This window comes from Cylindrospermopsis raciborskii Cr2010, from assembly GCF_003367075.2.
Taxonomy (GTDB): Bacteria; Cyanobacteriota; Cyanobacteriia; order Cyanobacteriales; family Nostocaceae; genus Raphidiopsis; species Raphidiopsis raciborskii.
On the sequence record NZ_CP065936.1, the window covers coordinates 3061897 to 3080490 of the forward strand.

Here is an 18594-nt window from a genome sequence, read left to right on the forward strand (position 1 = left end):
ACCATTATTTCCCAGATAGATCCCAACAATCCTGAAATCCACATGTCGCAATTAAGAGATTCTCTGCGTCGCACCAAAATCGTTGCTACCATCGGACCTGCTACCAGCAGTCCAGAAATGCTAAAAGCGATTATTGAAGCTGGAGCAACCACTCTAAGATTAAATTTTTCCCATGGGACTCACGCTGATCATCAGCGTAGCATCCGTTTGATTAGACAAACTGCTTTTGAGTTAAACAGACCAGTAGCAATCTTGCAAGATTTACAAGGACCTAAAATTCGTCTAGGTAAATTTGATAATGGTTTTATCATGCTATCTAAAGGCGATCGCTTTACTCTAACAAATCGTCCAGTAGTGGGGAATGAAGAAATTAGCTGTGTCACCTATGATTATCTAGCAGAGGAAGTGCCAATTGGGTCAAAAATTCTCCTTGATGATGGTCGAGTAGAAATGGTGGTGGAAGAAATTAACCGTGACAAAGGAGATTTACATTGTCGAGTCACAGTTGCGGGTAAACTTTCTAACAACAAGGGGGTCAACTTTCCCGGAGTGTATTTGTCTATTAAAGCCATGACCGATAAGGATCGAGAGGATCTGATGTTTGGTTTAGACCAGGGAGTGGATTGGGTGGCTTTGTCCTTTGTGCGTAACCCCCAAGACATTATAGAAATCAAAGAGTTAATTTCCAGCACTGGTAAGAATGTGCCCGTAGTTGCCAAGATAGAGAAACACGAAGCCATAGAACAAATGGAAGAAGTTCTTTCCTTGTGTGATGGAGTAATGGTTGCTAGGGGTGATTTAGGGGTAGAACTACCTGCAGAAGATGTTCCCGTACTACAAAAGCGATTAATTGCCACGGCTAACCGTTTAGGCATTCCTATTATCACTGCTACTCAAATGTTAGATAGCATGGTCAGTAATCCTCGTCCAACTCGTGCTGAAGTGTCCGACGTTGCCAACGCGATTTTAGATGGTACAGATGCGGTAATGCTTTCCAATGAGACGGCGGTAGGTAACTATCCGGTAGAAGCAGTAGCTACTATGGCTAGAATAGCAGAGCGTATTGAACAGGAACAGATAAATACCAGTTCCCGTCTAGGAACAGATGATAAACGTTCTATTCCTAATGCTATTAGTCAAGCTGTGGGACAGATTGCTGAGAACTTAGGTGCAGCAGCAATCATGACCTTGACCCAAACGGGAGCAACTGCGCGTAATGTTTCTAAATACCGTCCTAAAACGCCCATTTTAGCTATCACACCTCATGTAAACGTAGCCAGACAATTACAAATGGTTTGGGGTGTTAGACCTTTACTCGTATTGGACTTACCTTCCACCGGTCAAACATTCCAAGCTGCCATTAACGTAGCTCAAGAAAAAAGGCTCTTGAGTGAGGGGGATTTAGTTGTAATGACTGCTGGTACATTGCAGGGAGTTTCTGGGTCTACAGACCTAATTAAAGTGGAAGTAGTCACAGCTATATTAGGTCAAGGAATTGGTTTAGGACAGGGTTCTGTTAGTGGTCGTGCAAGAGTGGTGCGCAATGGTATAGACGCGACCAATTTCAGCCAAGGAGATATTTTAGTAGCATCCAGCACCGGAGCAGGTTGTGTGGAAGCAATCCGTAAGGCTAGTGGTATTATTACGGAGGAGGAGAGTTTGAATAGTCATGCTGCTGTAATTGGATTGAGATTAGGAGTACCAGTAATAGTGGGTGTCAAGCAAGCGACCCAAGTAATAAAAGATGGGACAATTTTGACCTTAGATATGCAGCGGGGATTAGTCTATTCTGGTGCGGTGGGTACAAGGTGAACATGCTCTATTACAATTCTAAGAAATTGGACTAATCATTACAGATGAGCCAAGAAGTAAACCTAAAAAACTTGCCTTTGGGGATAAACACGCTGGACAAACTGCGTGGTAGTGACTGTGTCTATGTGGACAAAACGCATTTGGCATTAAAACTGATTAAACAACCTGGTGCGTTTTTTTTGTCACGACCAAGACGCTTTGGCAAAAGTCTATTCAAGGACATCACTATTAGCGAAGCTTACTCATCCATCTGTGGTTATACTGAAACCGATCTGCGAGAGTCCTTCGGTGACCACCTTGAGGGAGTAGATTGGGATGCACTGCGCCATTGGTACAATGGTTATAATTGGACAGGTTCAGAGACTGTTTATAACCCCTACGATATCCTCCTCTTCATTAGCGAAGGCATGAGATTTCGTAATTACTGGTTTGAAACGGGTAGTCCCAGCTTTTTACTCAAACTGTTCCAGAAGGAGCGGTATTTCCTACCTAATTTGGAGGGAATGGAGGTAACGGAGGAAATACTTGATTCCTTTGATGTGGAGCAGATTAACCCAGTGACCCTCCTGTTTCAGTCTGGTTATCTGACCATTAAGGACACATTTACAGATATCAACCAAATAGTGTTTTGCTTGGGTATACCCAATATGGAGGTGAAGATTGCCCTCAACAACCAGTTTATCAACGCCTATACCAAATTAGTAAACGAAAAATTAGGTGTACAAAGACTGATACATACCCAACTGAGTTCTGGAGATGTAGAAGGCTTAGTCAGCACCATCAAGCGATTATTTGCCTCCATTCCTTGGCGGAATTTCACTAATAACGACCTAGCGGATTTTGAAGGATATTATACTTCTGTGATTTACGCCTTCCTCAGTTCCTTGGATGCTCGAGTGATTCCAGAAGATATCACTAATCATGGTCAGTCGGACTTAACTGTTATGGTGGAGGGACACATTTATGTGATGGAAATCAAGGTGGTAGAGGGGAATCAAGTCCGGGATAATGCAGCACTTGACCAAATCCTCCAGCGAAACTATGCTGAAAAATACCGTGGGGAACCGGGAAAATCTGTCCATGAAATTGGTTTGATATTTAGTCGCAGCCAAAGGGATCTTATACAAGCGAACTGGCAATAAGTCTGGTTAAGAATTGACCTGCTCTAATAAGAGCCTAATATATTGGATTAATCACTACATGATGAGCCAAGAAGTAGACGTAAAAAACTTGCCGTTAGGGATAAATACGCTAGACAAAATGCGTGGTAGTAACTGTGTCTATGTGGACAAAACGAGTTTCGCATTAAGATTAATTAAACAACCTGGAGCGTTCTTTCTGTCACGACCAAGACGCTTTGGCAAAAGTCTATTTGTGGATACTCTGAAGGAGATATTCGAGGGGAATGAAAAATTGTTTGAGGGACTCTATATTCATGACAAATGGGACTGGAGTCGTAAATTCCCAGTAATTAAGATTGATTTTGCGGATGGAGTATTAAAAAACCGGGAAGAGTTGGATAAACGTGTATTAGACCTTTTGCGCAAGAATGCGGAGCGCCTGGGAGTATCCTACGAGTCAAATGATATACCAGGGAAATTTGGAACCCTGATTGGGGAAGCAGTGGCTAAATATGGTACTAGAGCAGTAGTATTGGTAGATGAATACGACAAACCAATCCTCGATAATATAGATAACCCAAATATCGCCGCTGAAATGCGAGAGGGACTGAAAAACCTTTACTCAGTGTTGAAGGGTCAAGATGCCAACCTCCAGTTCGTGTTTATGACTGGAGTCACTAAGTTTTCTAAGGTCAGCCTATTTAGTGGAATTAATCAACTAACGGACATCACCATTGATAAACAATACTCATCCATCTGTGGTTATACTGAAACCGACCTGCGGGAGTCCTTCGGTGACCACCTTGAGGGAGTAGATTTTGACCAAGTGCGCAATTGGTACAATGGTTATAATTGGACAGGATCGGAGACTGTTTATAATCCCTATGACATCTTGCTGTTTATTGGAAAAGGCCAAGTTTTCCGTAACTACTGGTTTGAAACGGGTAGTCCCAGCTTTCTACTCAAACTGTTCCAGAAGGAGCGTTATTTCCTACCCAATTTGGAGGGAATCGAGGTAACGGAGGAAATACTTGATTCCTTTGATGTGGAGCAGATTAACCCAGTGACCCTCCTGTTTCAGTCTGGTTATCTGACCATTAAGGACACATTTACAGATATCAACCAAATAGTGTTTTGCTTGGGTATACCCAATATGGAGGTGAAGATTGCCCTCAACAACCAGTTTATCAACGCCTATACCAAATTAGTAAACGAAAAGTTAGGTGTACAAAGACTGATACATACCCAACTGAGTTCTGGAGATGTAGAAGGCTTAGTCAGCACCATCAAGCGATTATTTGCCTCCATTCCTTGGCGGAATTTCACTAATAATGACCTAGCGGATTTTGAAGGATATTATGCCTCTGTGATTTACGCCTTCTTGAGTTCCTTGGATGCTCGAGTGATTCCAGAAGATATCACTAATCATGGTCAGTCGGACTTAACTGTTATGGTGGGGGGACACATCTATGTGATGGAAATCAAGGTGGTAGAGGGGAATCAAGTCCGGGATAATGCAGCACTTGACCAAATCCTCCAGCGAAACTATGCTGAAAAATACCGTGGGGAACCGGGAAAATCTGTCCATGAAATTGGTTTGATATTTAGTCGCAGCCAACGGAATCTTATACAAGCGGACTGGCACTGAATTTTGACTTTGCAATAATTGCAATAATGGGGTGTTATGAATTTACAAAATTTGCCCTTGGGGATCAATACCCTGAGTGTGTTGCGTGAAAACAATTGTGTCTATGTAGATAAAACAAAGTTGGCTTACCATCTTATCCGGATTGCGGGAAGATTTTTTCTGTCACGACCAAGACGCTTTGGCAAAAGTCTATTTGTGGATACCCTGAAGGAGATATTCGAGGGGAATGAAAAATTGTTTGAGGGGCTCTATATTCATGACAAATGGGACTGGAGTCGTAAATTCCCAGTAATTAAGATTGATTTTGCGGATGGGGTATTAAAAAACCGGGAAGAGTTGGATAAACGTGTATTAGACCTTTTGCGCAAGAATGCGGAGCGCCTGGGAGTATCCTACGAGTCAAATGATATACCAGGGAAATTTGGAACCCTGATTGGGGAAGCAGTGGCTAAATATGGTACTAGAGCAGTAGTACTGGTAGATGAATACGACAAACCAATCCTCGATAATATAGACAATCCAAATATCGCCGCTGAAATGCGAGAGGGACTGAAAAACCTTTACTCAGTGCTAAAGGGTCAAGATGCCAACCTCCAGTTCGTGTTTATGACTGGAGTCACTAAGTTCTCCAACGTCAGCCTATTTAGTGGGATTAATCAACTAACGGACATCACCATTAATAACCAATACTCATCCATCTGTGGTTATACTGAAACCGACCTGCGGGAGTCCTTCGGTGACCACCTTGAGGGAGTAGATTTTGACCAAGTGCGCAATTGGTACAATGGTTATAATTGGACAGGATCGGAGACTGTTTATAATCCCTATGACATCTTGCTGTTTATTGGAAAAGGCCAAGTTTTCCGTAACTACTGGTTTGAAACGGGTAGTCCCAGCTTTCTACTCAAACTGTTCCAGAAGGAGCGTTATTTCCTACCCAATTTGGAGGGAATCGAGGTAACGGAGGAAATACTTGATTCCTTTGATGTGGAGCAGATTAACCCAGTGACCCTCCTGTTTCAGTCTGGTTATCTGACCATTAAGGACACATTTACAGATATCAACCAAATAGTGTTTTGCTTGGGTATACCCAATATGGAGGTGAAGATTGCCCTCAACAACCAGTTTATCAACGCCTATACCAAATTAGTAAACGAAAAGTTAGGTGTACAAAGACTGATACATACCCAACTGAGTTCTGGAGATGTAGAAGGCTTAGTCAGCACCATCAAGCGATTATTTGCCTCCATTCCTTGGCGGAATTTCACTAATAACGACCTAGCGGATTTTGAAGGATATTATGCTTCTGTGATTTACGCCTTCCTCAGTTCCTTGGATGCTCGAGTGATTCCAGAAGATATCACTAATCATGGTCAGTCGGACTTAACTGTTATGGTGGGGGGACACATCTATGTGATGGAAATCAAGGTGGTAGAGGGGAATCAAGTCCGGGATAATGCAGCACTTGACCAAATCCTCCAGCGAAACTATGCTGAAAAATACCGTGGGGAACCGGGAAAATCTGTCCATGAAATTGGTTTGATATTTAGTCGCAGCCAACGGAATCTTATACAAGCGGACTGGCACTGAATTTTGACTTTGCAATAATTGCAATAATGGGGTGTTATGAATTTACAAAATTTGCCCTTGGGGATCAATACCCTGAGCGTGTTGCGTGAAAACAATTGTGTCTATGTAGATAAAACAAAGTTGGCTTACCATCTTATCCGGATTGCAGGAAGATTCTTTTTGTCGCGACCAAGACGCTTTGGCAAAAGTCTATTTGTGGATACCCTGAAAGAGATATTCGAGGGGAATGAAAAATTGTTTGAGGGGCTCTATATTCATGACAAATGGGACTGGAGTCGTAAATTCCCAGTAATTAAGATTGATTTTGCTGGTGGTGTGCTCAGAAACCGGGAGGAGCTGGACAAAAAAATTAATGGTATGCTGTTGAAAACCACAAAGTCCTTGAGGATTAACTGCGAACTGGACGATATTCAAGGACGTTTTGGAGAAATCATCGCTGGTGCAAGGGAGCAGTTTGGTGAAAGGGTGGTGGTGCTGGTAGATGAATACGACAAACCAATTCTCGATAATATAGATAAACCAAATATCGCCGCTGAAATGCGAGAGGGACTGAAAAACTTTTACTCAGTGTTGAAGAGTCAAGATGCCAACCTCCAGTTCGTGTTTATGACTGGAGTCACTAAGTTTTCCAAGGTCAGCCTATTTAGTGGGATTAATCAACTCAAGGACATCACTATTAGCGAAGCTTACTCATCCATCTGTGGTTATACTGAAACCGACCTGCGAGAGTCCTTCGGTGACCACCTTGAGGGAGTAGATTTTGACCAAGTGCGCAATTGGTACAATGGTTATAATTGGACAGGTTCAGAGACTGTTTATAACCCCTACGATATCCTCCTCTTCATTAGTGAAGGTATGAGATTTCGCAACTACTGGTTTGAGACGGGTAGTCCCACATTCCTAGTCAAGTTGTTTCAAACCAATCGCTATTTCCTTCCCAACCTGGAACATTTGGAGGTTACAGAGGAGATATTGGAATCCTTTGAAGTAGAAAAGATTAATCCAGTTACCTTGTTGTTTCAATCAGGGTATTTGACTATTGAACGAACCTTTACCCGTCGCCAACGCTACATGTTTGCACTGAAAATTCCCAACTTGGAAGTTCGTCTGGCATTGAATGACCAGTTTATTAACGCCTATACGGAAAATGTGAACGAAAAGAGTGGGATTCAAGACTCTCTATACGAGTTTATGAATAGAGGGGATGTGGAATCAATGATTATGGCAATTAAGAGATTGTTTGCGGGTATTCCCTGGCGGAATTTCACTAATAATGACCTAGCGGATTTTGAAGGATATTATGCCTCTGTGATTTACGCCTTCTTGAGTTCCTTAGATGCTAGAGTTATCCCGGAGGACATTAGCAACTATGGTCAAGCGGATATAACCACCATGCTTGGAGCCCATATCTATGTGATGGAAATCAAGGTGGTAGAGGGGAATCAAGTCCAGGGAAATCCAGCACTTGACCAAATCCTCCAGCGAAACTATGCTGAAAAATACCGTGGGGAACCGGGAAAATCTGTCCATGAGATTGGTTTGATATTTAGTCGCAGCCAACAAAATCTTATACAAGCGGACTGGCAATAAGTCTGGTTAAGAATTGACCTGCTCTAATAAGAGCCTAATATATTGGATTAATCACTACATGATGAGCCAAGAAGTAGACGTAAAAAACTTGCCGTTAGGGATAAATACGCTAGACAAAATGCGTGGTAGTAACTGTGTCTATGTGGACAAAACGAGTTTCGCATTAAGATTAATTAAACAACCTGGAGCGTTCTTTCTGTCACGACCAAGACGCTTTGGCAAAAGTCTATTTGTGGATACCCTGAAGGAGATATTCGAGGGGAATGAAAAATTGTTTGAGGGGCTCTATATTCATGACAAATGGGACTGGAGTCGTAAATTCCCAGTAATTAAGATTGATTTTGCTGGTGGTGTGCTCAGAAACCGGGAGGAGCTGGACAAAAAAATTAATGGTATGCTGTTGAAAACCACAAAGTCCTTGAGGATTAACTGCGAACTGGACGATATTCAAGGACGTTTTGGAGAAATCATCGCTGGTGCAAGGGAGCAGTTTGGTGAAAGGGTGGTGGTGCTGGTAGATGAATACGACAAACCAATTCTCGATAATATAGATAAACCAAATATCGCCGCTGAAATGCGAGAGGGACTGAAAAACTTTTACTCAGTGTTGAAGAGTCAAGATGCCAACCTCCAGTTCGTGTTTATGACTGGAGTCACTAAGTTTTCCAAGGTCAGCCTATTTAGTGGGATTAATCAACTCAAGGACATCACTATTAGCGAAGCTTACTCATCCATCTGTGGTTATACTGAAACCGACCTGCGAGAGTCCTTCGGTGACCACCTTGAGGGAGTAGATTTTGACCAAGTGCGCAATTGGTACAATGGTTATAATTGGACAGGTTCAGAGACTGTTTATAACCCCTACGATATCCTCCTCTTCATTAGTGAAGGTATGAGATTTCGCAACTACTGGTTTGAGACGGGTAGTCCCACATTCCTAGTCAAGTTGTTTCAAACCAATCGCTATTTCCTTCCCAACCTGGAACATTTGGAGGTTACAGAGGAGATATTGGAATCCTTTGAAGTAGAAAAGATTAATCCAGTTACCTTGTTGTTTCAATCAGGGTATTTGACTATTGAACGAACCTTTACCCGTCGCCAACGCTACATGTTTGCACTGAAAATTCCCAACTTGGAAGTTCGTCTGGCATTGAATGACCAGTTTATTAACGCCTATACGGAAAATGTGAACGAAAAGAGTGGGATTCAAGACTCTCTATACGAGTTTATGAATAGAGGGGATGTGGAATCAATGATTATGGCAATTAAGAGATTGTTTGCGGGTATTCCCTGGCGGAATTTCACTAATAATGACCTAGCGGATTTTGAAGGATATTATGCCTCTGTGATTTACGCCTTCTTGAGTTCCTTAGATGCTAGAGTTATCCCGGAGGACATTAGCAACTATGGTCAAGCGGATATAACCACCATGCTTGGAGCCCATATCTATGTGATGGAAATCAAGGTGGTAGAGGGGAATCAAGTCCAGGGAAATCCAGCACTTGACCAAATCCTCCAGCGAAACTATGCTGAAAAATACCGTGGGGAACCGGGAAAATCTGTCCATGAGATTGGTTTGATATTTAGTCGCAGCCAACAAAATCTTATACAAGCGGACTGGCAATAAGTCTGGTTAAGAATTGACCTGCTCTAATAAGAGCCTAATATATTGGATTAATCACTACATGATGAGCCAAGAAGTAGACGTAAAAAACTTGCCGTTAGGGATAAATACGCTAGACAAAATGCGTGGTAGTAACTGTGTCTATGTGGACAAAACGAGTTTCGCATTAAGATTAATTAAACAACCTGGAGCGTTCTTTCTGTCACGACCAAGACGCTTTGGCAAAAGTCTATTTGTGGATACCCTGAAGGAGATATTCGAGGGGAATGAAAAATTGTTTGAGGGGCTCTATATTCATGACAAATGGGAATGGAGTCGTAAATTCCCAGTAATTAAGATTGATTTTGCTGGTGGTGTGCTCAGAAACCGGGAAGAGTTGGATGAAAAGATTCGGGATCTCCTTTGGAATAACGGCGATCGCCTGGGGGTTGGCTCGAAAAAGAAGAGTATCAGCGGGATTTTTGGAGAAATCATCGCTGGTGCAAGGGAGCAGTTTGGTGAAAGGGTAGTGGTGCTGGTAGATGAATACGACAAACCGATTCTCGATAATATAGATAACCCAAATATCGCCGCTGAAATGCGAGAGGGACTGAAAAACTTTTACTCAGTGTTGAAGAGTCAAGATGCCAACCTCCAGTTCGTGTTTATGACTGGAGTCACTAAGTTTTCTAAGGTCAGCCTATTTAGTGGGATTAATCAACTAACGGACATCACTATTAGCGAAGCTTACTCATCCATCTGTGGTTATACTGAAACCGACCTGCGAGAGTCCTTCGGTGACCACCTTGAGGGAGTAGATTGGGATGCACTGCGCCATTGGTACAATGGTTATAATTGGACAGGCTCAGAGACTGTTTATAACCCCTACGATATCCTCCTCTTCATTAACGAAGGCATGAGATTTCGTAACTACTGGTTTGAAACGGGTAGTCCCAGCTTTCTACTCAAACTGTTCCAGAAGGAGCGGTATTTCCTACCTAATTTGGAGGGAATCCAGGTAACGGAGGAAATACTTGATTCCTTTGATGTGGAGCAGATTAACCCAGTGACCCTCCTGTTTCAGTCTGGTTATCTGACCATTAAGGACATATTTACAGATATCAACCAAATAGTGTTTTGTTTGGGTATACCCAATATGGAGGTGAAGATTGCTCTCAACAACCAGTTTATCAACGCCTATACCAAATTAGTAAACGAAAAGTTAGGTGTACAAAGACTGATACATACCCAACTGAGTTCTGGAGATGTAGAAGGCTTAGTCAGCACCATCAAGCGATTATTTGCCTCCATTCCTTGGCGGAATTTCACTAATAACGACCTAGCGGATTTTGAAGGATATTATGCTTCTGTGATTTACGCCTTCCTCAGTTCCTTGGATGCTCGAGTTATCCCAGAAGATATCACTAATCATGGTCAGTCGGACTTAACTGTTATGGTGGGGGGACACATTTATGTGATGGAAATCAAGGTGGTAGAGGGGAATCAAGTCCAGGGAAATCCAGCACTTGACCAAATCCTCCAGCGAAACTATGCTGAAAAATACCGTGGGGAACCGGGAAAATCTGTCCATGAGATTGGTTTGATATTTAGTCGCAGCCAACAAAATCTTATACAAGCGGACTGGCACTAAATCTTGACTTTGCAATAATGGGGTGTTATGAATTTACAAAATTTGCCCTTGGGGATCAATACCCTGAGTGTGTTGCGTGAAAACAATTGTGTCTATGTAGATAAAACAAAGTTGGCTTACCATCTTATCAGGATTGCAGGAAGATTCTTTTTGTCACGACCAAGACGCTTTGGCAAAAGTCTATTTGTGGATACCCTGAAGGAGATATTCGAGGGGAATGAAAAATTGTTTGAGGGACTCTATATTCATGACAAATGGGACTGGAGTTGTAAATTCCCAGTCATTAAGATTGATTTTGCTGGTGGTGTTCTCAGAAACCGGGAGGAGCTGGACAAAAAAATTAATGGTATGCTGTTGAAAACCACAAAGTCCTTGAGGATTAACTGCGAACTGGACGATATTCAAGGACGTTTTGGAGAAATCATCGCTGGTGCAAGGGAGCAGTTTGGTGAAAGGGTAGTGGTGCTGGTAGATGAATACGACAAACCGATTCTCGATAATATAGATAACCCAAATATCGCCGCTGAAATGCGAGAGGGACTGAAAAACTTTTACTCAGTGTTGAAGAGTCAAGATGCCAACCTCCAGTTCGTGTTTATGACTGGAGTCACTAAGTTTTCTAAGGTCAGCCTATTTAGTGGGATTAATCAACTAACGGACATCACTATTAGCGAAGCTTACTCATCCATCTGTGGTTATACTGAAACCGACCTGCGAGAGTCCTTCGGTGACCACCTTGAGGGAGTAGATTGGGATGCACTGCGCCATTGGTACAATGGTTATAATTGGACAGGCTCAGAGACTGTTTATAACCCCTACGATATCCTCCTCTTCATTAACGAAGGCATGAGATTTCGTAACTACTGGTTTGAAACGGGTAGTCCCAGCTTTCTACTCAAACTGTTCCAGAAGGAGCGGTATTTCCTACCTAATTTGGAGGGAATCCAGGTAACGGAGGAAATACTTGATTCCTTTGATGTGGAGCAGATTAACCCAGTGACCCTCCTGTTTCAGTCTGGTTATCTGACCATTAAGGACATATTTACAGATATCAACCAAATAGTGTTTTGTTTGGGTATACCCAATATGGAGGTGAAGATTGCTCTCAACAACCAGTTTATCAACGCCTATACCAAATTAGTAAACGAAAAGTTAGGTGTACAAAGACTGATACATACCCAACTGAGTTCTGGAGATGTAGAAGGCTTAGTCAGCACCATCAAGCGATTATTTGCCTCCATTCCTTGGCGGAATTTCACTAATAACGACCTAGCGGATTTTGAAGGATATTATGCTTCTGTGATTTACGCCTTCCTCAGTTCCTTGGATGCTCGAGTTATCCCAGAAGATATCACTAATCATGGTCAGTCGGACTTAACTGTTATGGTGGGGGGACACATTTATGTGATGGAAATCAAGGTGGTAGAGGGGAATCAAGTCCGGGATAATGCAGCACTTGACCAAATCCTCCAGCGAAACTATGCTGAAAAGTACCGTGGGGAACCGAGAAAATCTGTCCATGAAATTGGTTTGATATTTAGTCGCAGCCAACGGAACCTTATACAAGCGGACTGGCACTGAATCTTGACTTTGCAATAATTGCAATAATGGGGTGTTATGAATTTACAAAATTTGCCCTTGGGGATCAATACCCTGAGCGTGTTGCGTGAAAACAATTGTGTCTATGTAGATAAAACAAAGTTGGCTTACCATCTTATCAGGATTGCAGGAAGATTCTTTTTGTCGCGACCAAGACGCTTTGGTAAAAGTCTATTTGTGGATACCCTGAAAGAGATATTCGAGGGGAATGAAAAATTGTTTGAGGGGCTCTATATTCATGACAAATGGGAATGGAGTCGTAAGTTTCCCGTAATTAAGATTGATTTTGCTGGTGGTGTGATCAGAAACCGGGAAGAGTTGGATGAAAAGATTCGGGATCTCCTTTGGAATAATGGCGATCGCCTGGGGGTTGGCTCGAAAAAGAAGAGTATCAGCGGGATTTTTGGAGAAATCATCGCTGGTGCAAGGGAGCAGTTTGGTGAAAGGATAGTGGTGCTGGTAGATGAATACGACAAACCGATTCTCGATAATATAGACAATCCAAATATCGCCGCTGAAATGCGAGAGGGACTGAAAAACCTTTACTCAGTGTTGAAGAGTCAAGATGCCAACCTCCAGTTCGTGTTTATGACTGGAGTCACTAAGTTTTCTAAGGTCAGCCTATTTAGTGGGATTAATCAACTAACGGACATCACTATTAGCGAAGCTTACTCATCCATCTGTGGTTATACTGAAACCGACCTGCGAGAGTCCTTCGGTGACCACCTTGAGGGAGTAGATTGGGATGCACTGCGCCATTGGTACAATGGTTATAATTGGACAGGCTCAGAGACTGTTTATAACCCCTACGATATCCTCCTCTTCATTAACGAAGGCATGAGATTTCGTAACTACTGGTTTGAAACGGGTAGTCCCAGCTTTCTACTCAAACTGTTCCAGAAGGAGCGGTATTTCCTACCTAATTTGGAGGGAATCCAGGTAACGGAGGAAATACTTGATTCCTTTGATGTGGAGCAGATTAACCCAGTGACCCTCCTGTTTCAGTCTGGTTATCTGACCATTAAGGACATATTTACAGATATCAACCAAATAGTGTTTTGTTTGGGTATACCCAATATGGAGGTGAAGATTGCTCTCAACAACCAGTTTATCAACGCCTATACCAAATTAGTAAACGAAAAGTTAGGTGTACAAAGACTGATACATACCCAACTGAGTTCTGGAGATGTAGAAGGCTTAGTCAGCACCATCAAGCGATTATTTGCCTCCATTCCTTGGCGGAATTTCACTAATAACGACCTAGCGGATTTTGAAGGATATTATGCTTCTGTGATTTACGCCTTCCTCAGTTCCTTGGATGCTCGAGTTATCCCAGAAGATATCACTAATCATGGTCAGTCGGACTTAACTGTTATGGTGGGGGGACACATTTATGTGATGGAAATCAAGGTGGTAGAGGGGAATCAAGTCCGGGATAATGCAGCACTTGACCAAATCCTCCAGCGAAACTATGCTGAAAAGTACCGTGGGGAACCGAGAAAATCTGTCCATGAAATTGGTTTGATATTTAGTCGCAGCCAACGGAACCTTATACAAGCGGACTGGCACTGAATCTTGACTTTGCAATAATTGCAATAATGGGGTGTTATGAATTTACAAAATTTGCCCTTGGGGATCAATACCCTGAGCGTGTTGCGTGAAAACAATTGTGTCTATGTAGATAAAACAAAGTTGGCTTACCATCTTATCAGGATTGCAGGAAGATTCTTTTTGTCGCGACCAAGACGCTTTGGTAAAAGTCTATTTGTGGATACCCTGAAAGAGATATTCGAGGGGAATGAAAAATTGTTTGAGGGGCTCTATATTCATGACAAATGGGAATGGAGTCGTAAGTTTCCCGTAATTAAGATTGATTTTGCTGGTGGTGTGATCAGAAACCGGGAAGAGTTGGATGAAAAGATTCGGGATCTCCTTTGGAATAATGGCGATCGCCTGGGGGTTGGCTCGAAAAAGAAGAGTATCAGCGGGATTTTTGGAGAAATCATCGCTGGTGCAAGGGAGCAGTTTGGTGAAAGGATAGTGGTGCTGGTAGATGAATACGACAAACCGATTCTCGATAATATAGACAATCCAAATATCGCCGCTGAAATGCGAGAGGGACTGAAAAACCTTTACTCAGTGTTGAAGAGTCAAGATGCCAACCTCCAGTTCGTGTTTATGACTGGAGTCACTAAGTTTTCTAAGGTCAGCCTATTTAGTGGGATTAATCAACTCAAGGACATCACTATTAGCGAAGCTTACTCATCCATCTGTGGTTATACTGAAACCGACCTGCGAGAGTCCTTCGGTGACCACCTTGAGGGAGTAGATTGGGATGCACTGCGCCATTGGTACAATGGTTATAATTGGACAGGTTCAGAGACTGTTTATAACCCCTACGATATCCTCCTCTTCATTAGTGAAGGTATGAGATTTCGCAACTACTGGTTTGAGACGGGTAGTCCCACATTCCTAGTCAAGTTGTTTCAAACCAATCGCTATTTCCTTCCCAACCTGGAACATTTGGAGGTTACAGAGGAGATATTGGAATCCTTTGAAGTAGAAAAGATTAATCCAGTTACCTTGTTGTTTCAATCAGGGTATTTGACTATTGAACGAACCTTTACCCGTCGCCAACGCTACATGTTTGCACTGAAAATTCCCAACTTGGAAGTTCGTCTGGCATTGAATGACCAGTTTATTAACGCCTATACGGAAAATGTGAACGAAAAGAGTGGGATTCAAGACTCTCTATACGAGTTTATGAATAGAGGGGATGTGGAATCAATGATTATGGCAATTAAGAGATTGTTTGCGGGTATTCCCTGGCGGAATTTCACTAATAATGACCTAGCGGATTTTGAAGGATATTATGCCTCTGTGATTTACGCCTTCTTGAGTTCCTTAGATGCTAGAGTTATCCCGGAGGACATTAGCAACTATGGTCAAGCGGATATAACCACCATGCTTGGAGCCCATATCTATGTGATGGAAATCAAGGTGGTAGAGGGGAATCAAGTCCAGGGAAATCCAGCACTTGACCAAATCCTCCAGCGAAACTATGCTGAAAAATACCGTGGGGAACCGGGAAAATCTGTCCATGAGATTGGTTTGATATTTAGTCGCAGCCAACGGAACCTTATACAAGCGGACTGGCAATAAGTCTGGTTAGGTAAACTTAGGGCTTGTTAGTTTGCTTTTTGTGAGTAGGTATAGCGTTGACAACTCAACAGTTGGCGTGATAAAATACCATCCACACTGAATCAGTATAGTAGAGTGAAGAAAAAATGACAGTTTGGTTGATATGCTTCTTATTATTATTTGCCATAGCGGAGGTATTCAGCTGGGCTTTTGACTGGTTGGGAGAGTTATCTCTACCCTTACCTATACACATTTTGGCAGGGTCAATTTTAGCCGTCGCTTCTAACTATGATAGGATACTAGCTCCTTATAACTATAATGGGGAATTTTGGTCAAGAACATCGAGAATAGACAATACTACACCGGAGATAACCGTATCTCCAGCTGCAATTAACTACAATCTTTTAGATCAAGAAAATATTAACAATAACTAATCAGCACTAATTGCAAAAACTTCTTTGGTGAGCAAACAGTTTAGACCACCTGTTGAATATGATTGACCAACTGATCAGGAAAATGCGTATTGCCTCTGTTGCCAATAAAGTCTGTACTAGTAAGAACACGAATAGACATATTAAGAAAAACTTAATTGCTAGGTCAAAAAGGGACTTGCATAATTTTTGGTCGGTTATTCTCGCCACCAGTATGGGAGTAACAGGTGTGATATGGGGGGTGAGCGAGATGAAATGGTTGCAAAGTATGGAGTTAGGTATTTATGACCGAATGTTGCGACTCCGCCATCGAGAACCCATAGATCGAAGACTTTTATTAGTGACAATTACAGAGGAAGATATAAAAAGGGAAAAATGGCCTCTATCAGATCAAACTGTAAATCAACTAATGAAAAAATTGGCATCTTATCAACCAAGAGTAGTAGGGTTAAATATTTATCGTCCTCAACAAAAATATAAAGATTTAGGTAACAATGTAGCAGGATCAGGTCAGGTAATTGCAACTTGTCTATTAAGTAATATTGGGAGGTCAGAAGTTCCTCCTCCTGGTAACATTCCCATAGATAATATCGGGTTTGATGATGTGGTTAGTGATAATCAAGTGGATCAGGTGATTCGTCGGGGTTTATTATTTGCTGAACCCACGGAGAAAGACGAAAAATGCCAAACGGAATTTTCCTTTGGCACCTTATTAGCTATTACATATTTAGATCGGCAGGGTATAGGATACACCTTCGGTCAAAATCAAGAATTGCAAATAGGTAAAGCCGTATTTCACCGCTTAGATAAAAATGCGGGAGGTTATCAACATGTAGATACAAATGGCTATCAAATTTTATTAAACTATCGTCATCCCCAGGATCTAGCCCAACAGGTTACACTCACACAAGTACTGAAAGGTAAAATTAAACCAAGTTGGATAAAAGATCGCCTAGTAATTATAGGTGCTACTGCTAGTAGCGTACATCCGGGATACTATACACCCTATAGCAGTTTATCTGATCAAAGCCCCAGACTGTCCCGTATGATGATCCATGCCCAGGTGGCCAGTCAAATCATTAGTACAGCACTGGATGGTAGAGCTGTAATTAATTATTGGTCAGACTGGTTAGAATGGTTATGGATTTGGAGTTATGCAGTTATTGGTGCAATTTTGACCAGAAAATGGCATCATCCTATCCCCATAACAATAGCACTAATTATGGTCATTGGGTTCAGTTTAGCTATTGTAACTATTTTGTCTTGGCAAGCTATATGGATACCCTTTATTCGACCAGTCCTATGTTTGATCATTAGTAGTATTGTTGTAATTAGTTATACTAATTATCAAGTACAAAAACAGAACCAGATAATTCTGGACCAGGTGCAAAAACAACAGCAAGCAATTGAGGAAATGAGTTTGCTATGGGAGCAAAAAACCCAACTTCCCACCCACGTTGACCAGTTTGATTTTGTTGATGCGGTTACATCTGGAGATACGGATTTACTTTTAGCTGGACGCTATCAGATCATGAGAAATCTGGCTTCAGGAGGTTTTGGCAGGACTTATTTAGTAGAAGATACTCAAAACCAAAACAAGGATCAGCATCATACCTGTGTGATTAAGCAATTAATGCCAGCCCGGAGAGATGACAAGTTTTTGCAGGTTGCTCGTAGACTATTTAACACTGAAGCGGAAATTTTAGCCATTGTAGGTCAACACCCGCAAATTCCCCAACTGTTGGGTTATTTTGAGGATAGACAGGAGTTTTATCTAGTTCAAGAGTATATAGTAGGTCATACTTTAAGTCAAGAGTTACCTCCAGTAACGGGTGCTAAAAGCCAGAGTTTTGTTATTGCTATGTTACTAGAAATCTTAGAGATTTTATCTTTTATACATCAACACCATGTAATTCACCGGGATATTAAACCTAGCAATATTATGCGACGCCATCAAGATAATCGTCTGTGTTTAATAGATTTTGGCGCAGTGAAATTAATTCAACCTCAAATTAATCCTGGCACTGAGTCAGCTACGGTTTCCATAGGTACAAGGGGGTATTCACCACCTGAGCAATTGGCTGGTCATCCCCGTTTATCTAGTGATATTTATGCTTTGGGTATGATTGGGATTCAAGCTATTACTGGAAATTTTCCCCAAGAATTGCCATTAGATCCCCAAACTGGCAATGTGGTTTGGCGGGACTTGGTTAATGTTAGTGACCACCTGGCAGATATTTTAGACAAAATGGTCTGTTATAATTTTGGCGATCGCTATTTTTCCACCACATCGGTGATTGAGGATTTAAGTCGCAACTTGTTTTAATTCATTTGGTTACAACAAGAATCATCCAAATTCCCTAGCAATCATAACCTATAAACTGGTAGATTTGTGAAAGAAAATATTC

The 18594-nt window shown here is 41.9% G+C and carries 12 protein-coding genes; all 12 read left to right on the forward strand.

Annotated features, from left to right (window positions below; translation table 11 throughout):
- The first annotated feature begins 42 nt into the window (after window positions 1–42).
- A complete protein-coding gene (pyk, locus tag C6N34_RS14030) occupies window positions 43–1812 on the forward strand; it encodes a pyruvate kinase (protein ID WP_057178618.1) in 1770 nt (589 codons plus the stop codon).
- A gap of 44 nt (window positions 1813–1856) precedes the next feature.
- The gene (locus tag C6N34_RS14035; RefSeq protein ID WP_236107141.1) at window positions 1857–2954 is read left to right on the forward strand and encodes a PD-(D/E)XK nuclease domain-containing protein; all 1098 of its coding nucleotides are present in this window, start codon (window positions 1857–1859) and stop codon (window positions 2952–2954) included.
- 58 nt (window positions 2955–3012) lie between these two features.
- Window positions 3013–4581 (forward strand): ATP-binding protein, encoded by a 1569-nt coding sequence (locus C6N34_RS14040; protein WP_236107143.1) that lies wholly within the window; start codon window positions 3013–3015, stop codon window positions 4579–4581.
- Window positions 4582–4617: 36 nt separating this feature from the next.
- Window positions 4618–6171, forward strand: coding sequence for an ATP-binding protein (locus C6N34_RS14045; RefSeq protein ID WP_236107145.1), 1554 nt, complete (start codon window positions 4618–4620; stop codon window positions 6169–6171).
- Between the two features lie 36 nt (window positions 6172–6207).
- Complete coding sequence (locus C6N34_RS14050) at window positions 6208–7761, forward strand: ATP-binding protein (RefSeq protein WP_236107147.1); 1554 nt, start codon at window positions 6208–6210, stop codon at window positions 7759–7761.
- Between the two features lie 58 nt (window positions 7762–7819).
- On the forward strand, window positions 7820–9388 hold the full coding sequence (locus C6N34_RS14055) for an ATP-binding protein (RefSeq protein ID WP_236107149.1): 1569 nt from the start codon (window positions 7820–7822) through the stop codon (window positions 9386–9388).
- Window positions 9389–9446: 58 nt separating this feature from the next.
- Window positions 9447–11015, forward strand: coding sequence for an ATP-binding protein (locus tag C6N34_RS14060; protein ID WP_236107151.1), 1569 nt, complete (start codon window positions 9447–9449; stop codon window positions 11013–11015).
- Window positions 11016–11042: 27 nt separating this feature from the next.
- Window positions 11043–12596 (forward strand): ATP-binding protein, encoded by a 1554-nt coding sequence (locus tag C6N34_RS14065; protein ID WP_141303672.1) that lies wholly within the window; start codon window positions 11043–11045, stop codon window positions 12594–12596.
- A gap of 36 nt (window positions 12597–12632) precedes the next feature.
- Window positions 12633–14186, forward strand: coding sequence for an ATP-binding protein (locus C6N34_RS14070; protein ID WP_236107153.1), 1554 nt, complete (start codon window positions 12633–12635; stop codon window positions 14184–14186).
- 36 nt (window positions 14187–14222) lie between these two features.
- Window positions 14223–15776, forward strand: coding sequence for an ATP-binding protein (locus C6N34_RS14075; RefSeq protein ID WP_236107155.1), 1554 nt, complete (start codon window positions 14223–14225; stop codon window positions 15774–15776).
- 125 nt (window positions 15777–15901) lie between these two features.
- Entirely contained in the window at window positions 15902–16189 is a 288-nt protein-coding gene (locus tag C6N34_RS14080; protein ID WP_006277392.1) for a hypothetical protein, read from the forward strand.
- A gap of 58 nt (window positions 16190–16247) precedes the next feature.
- Window positions 16248–18512: a CHASE2 domain-containing serine/threonine-protein kinase gene (locus C6N34_RS14085; protein ID WP_115538571.1), complete on the forward strand. Its 2265-nt coding sequence runs from the start codon at window positions 16248–16250 to the stop codon at window positions 18510–18512.
- Window positions 18513–18594: the final 82 nt, after the last annotated feature.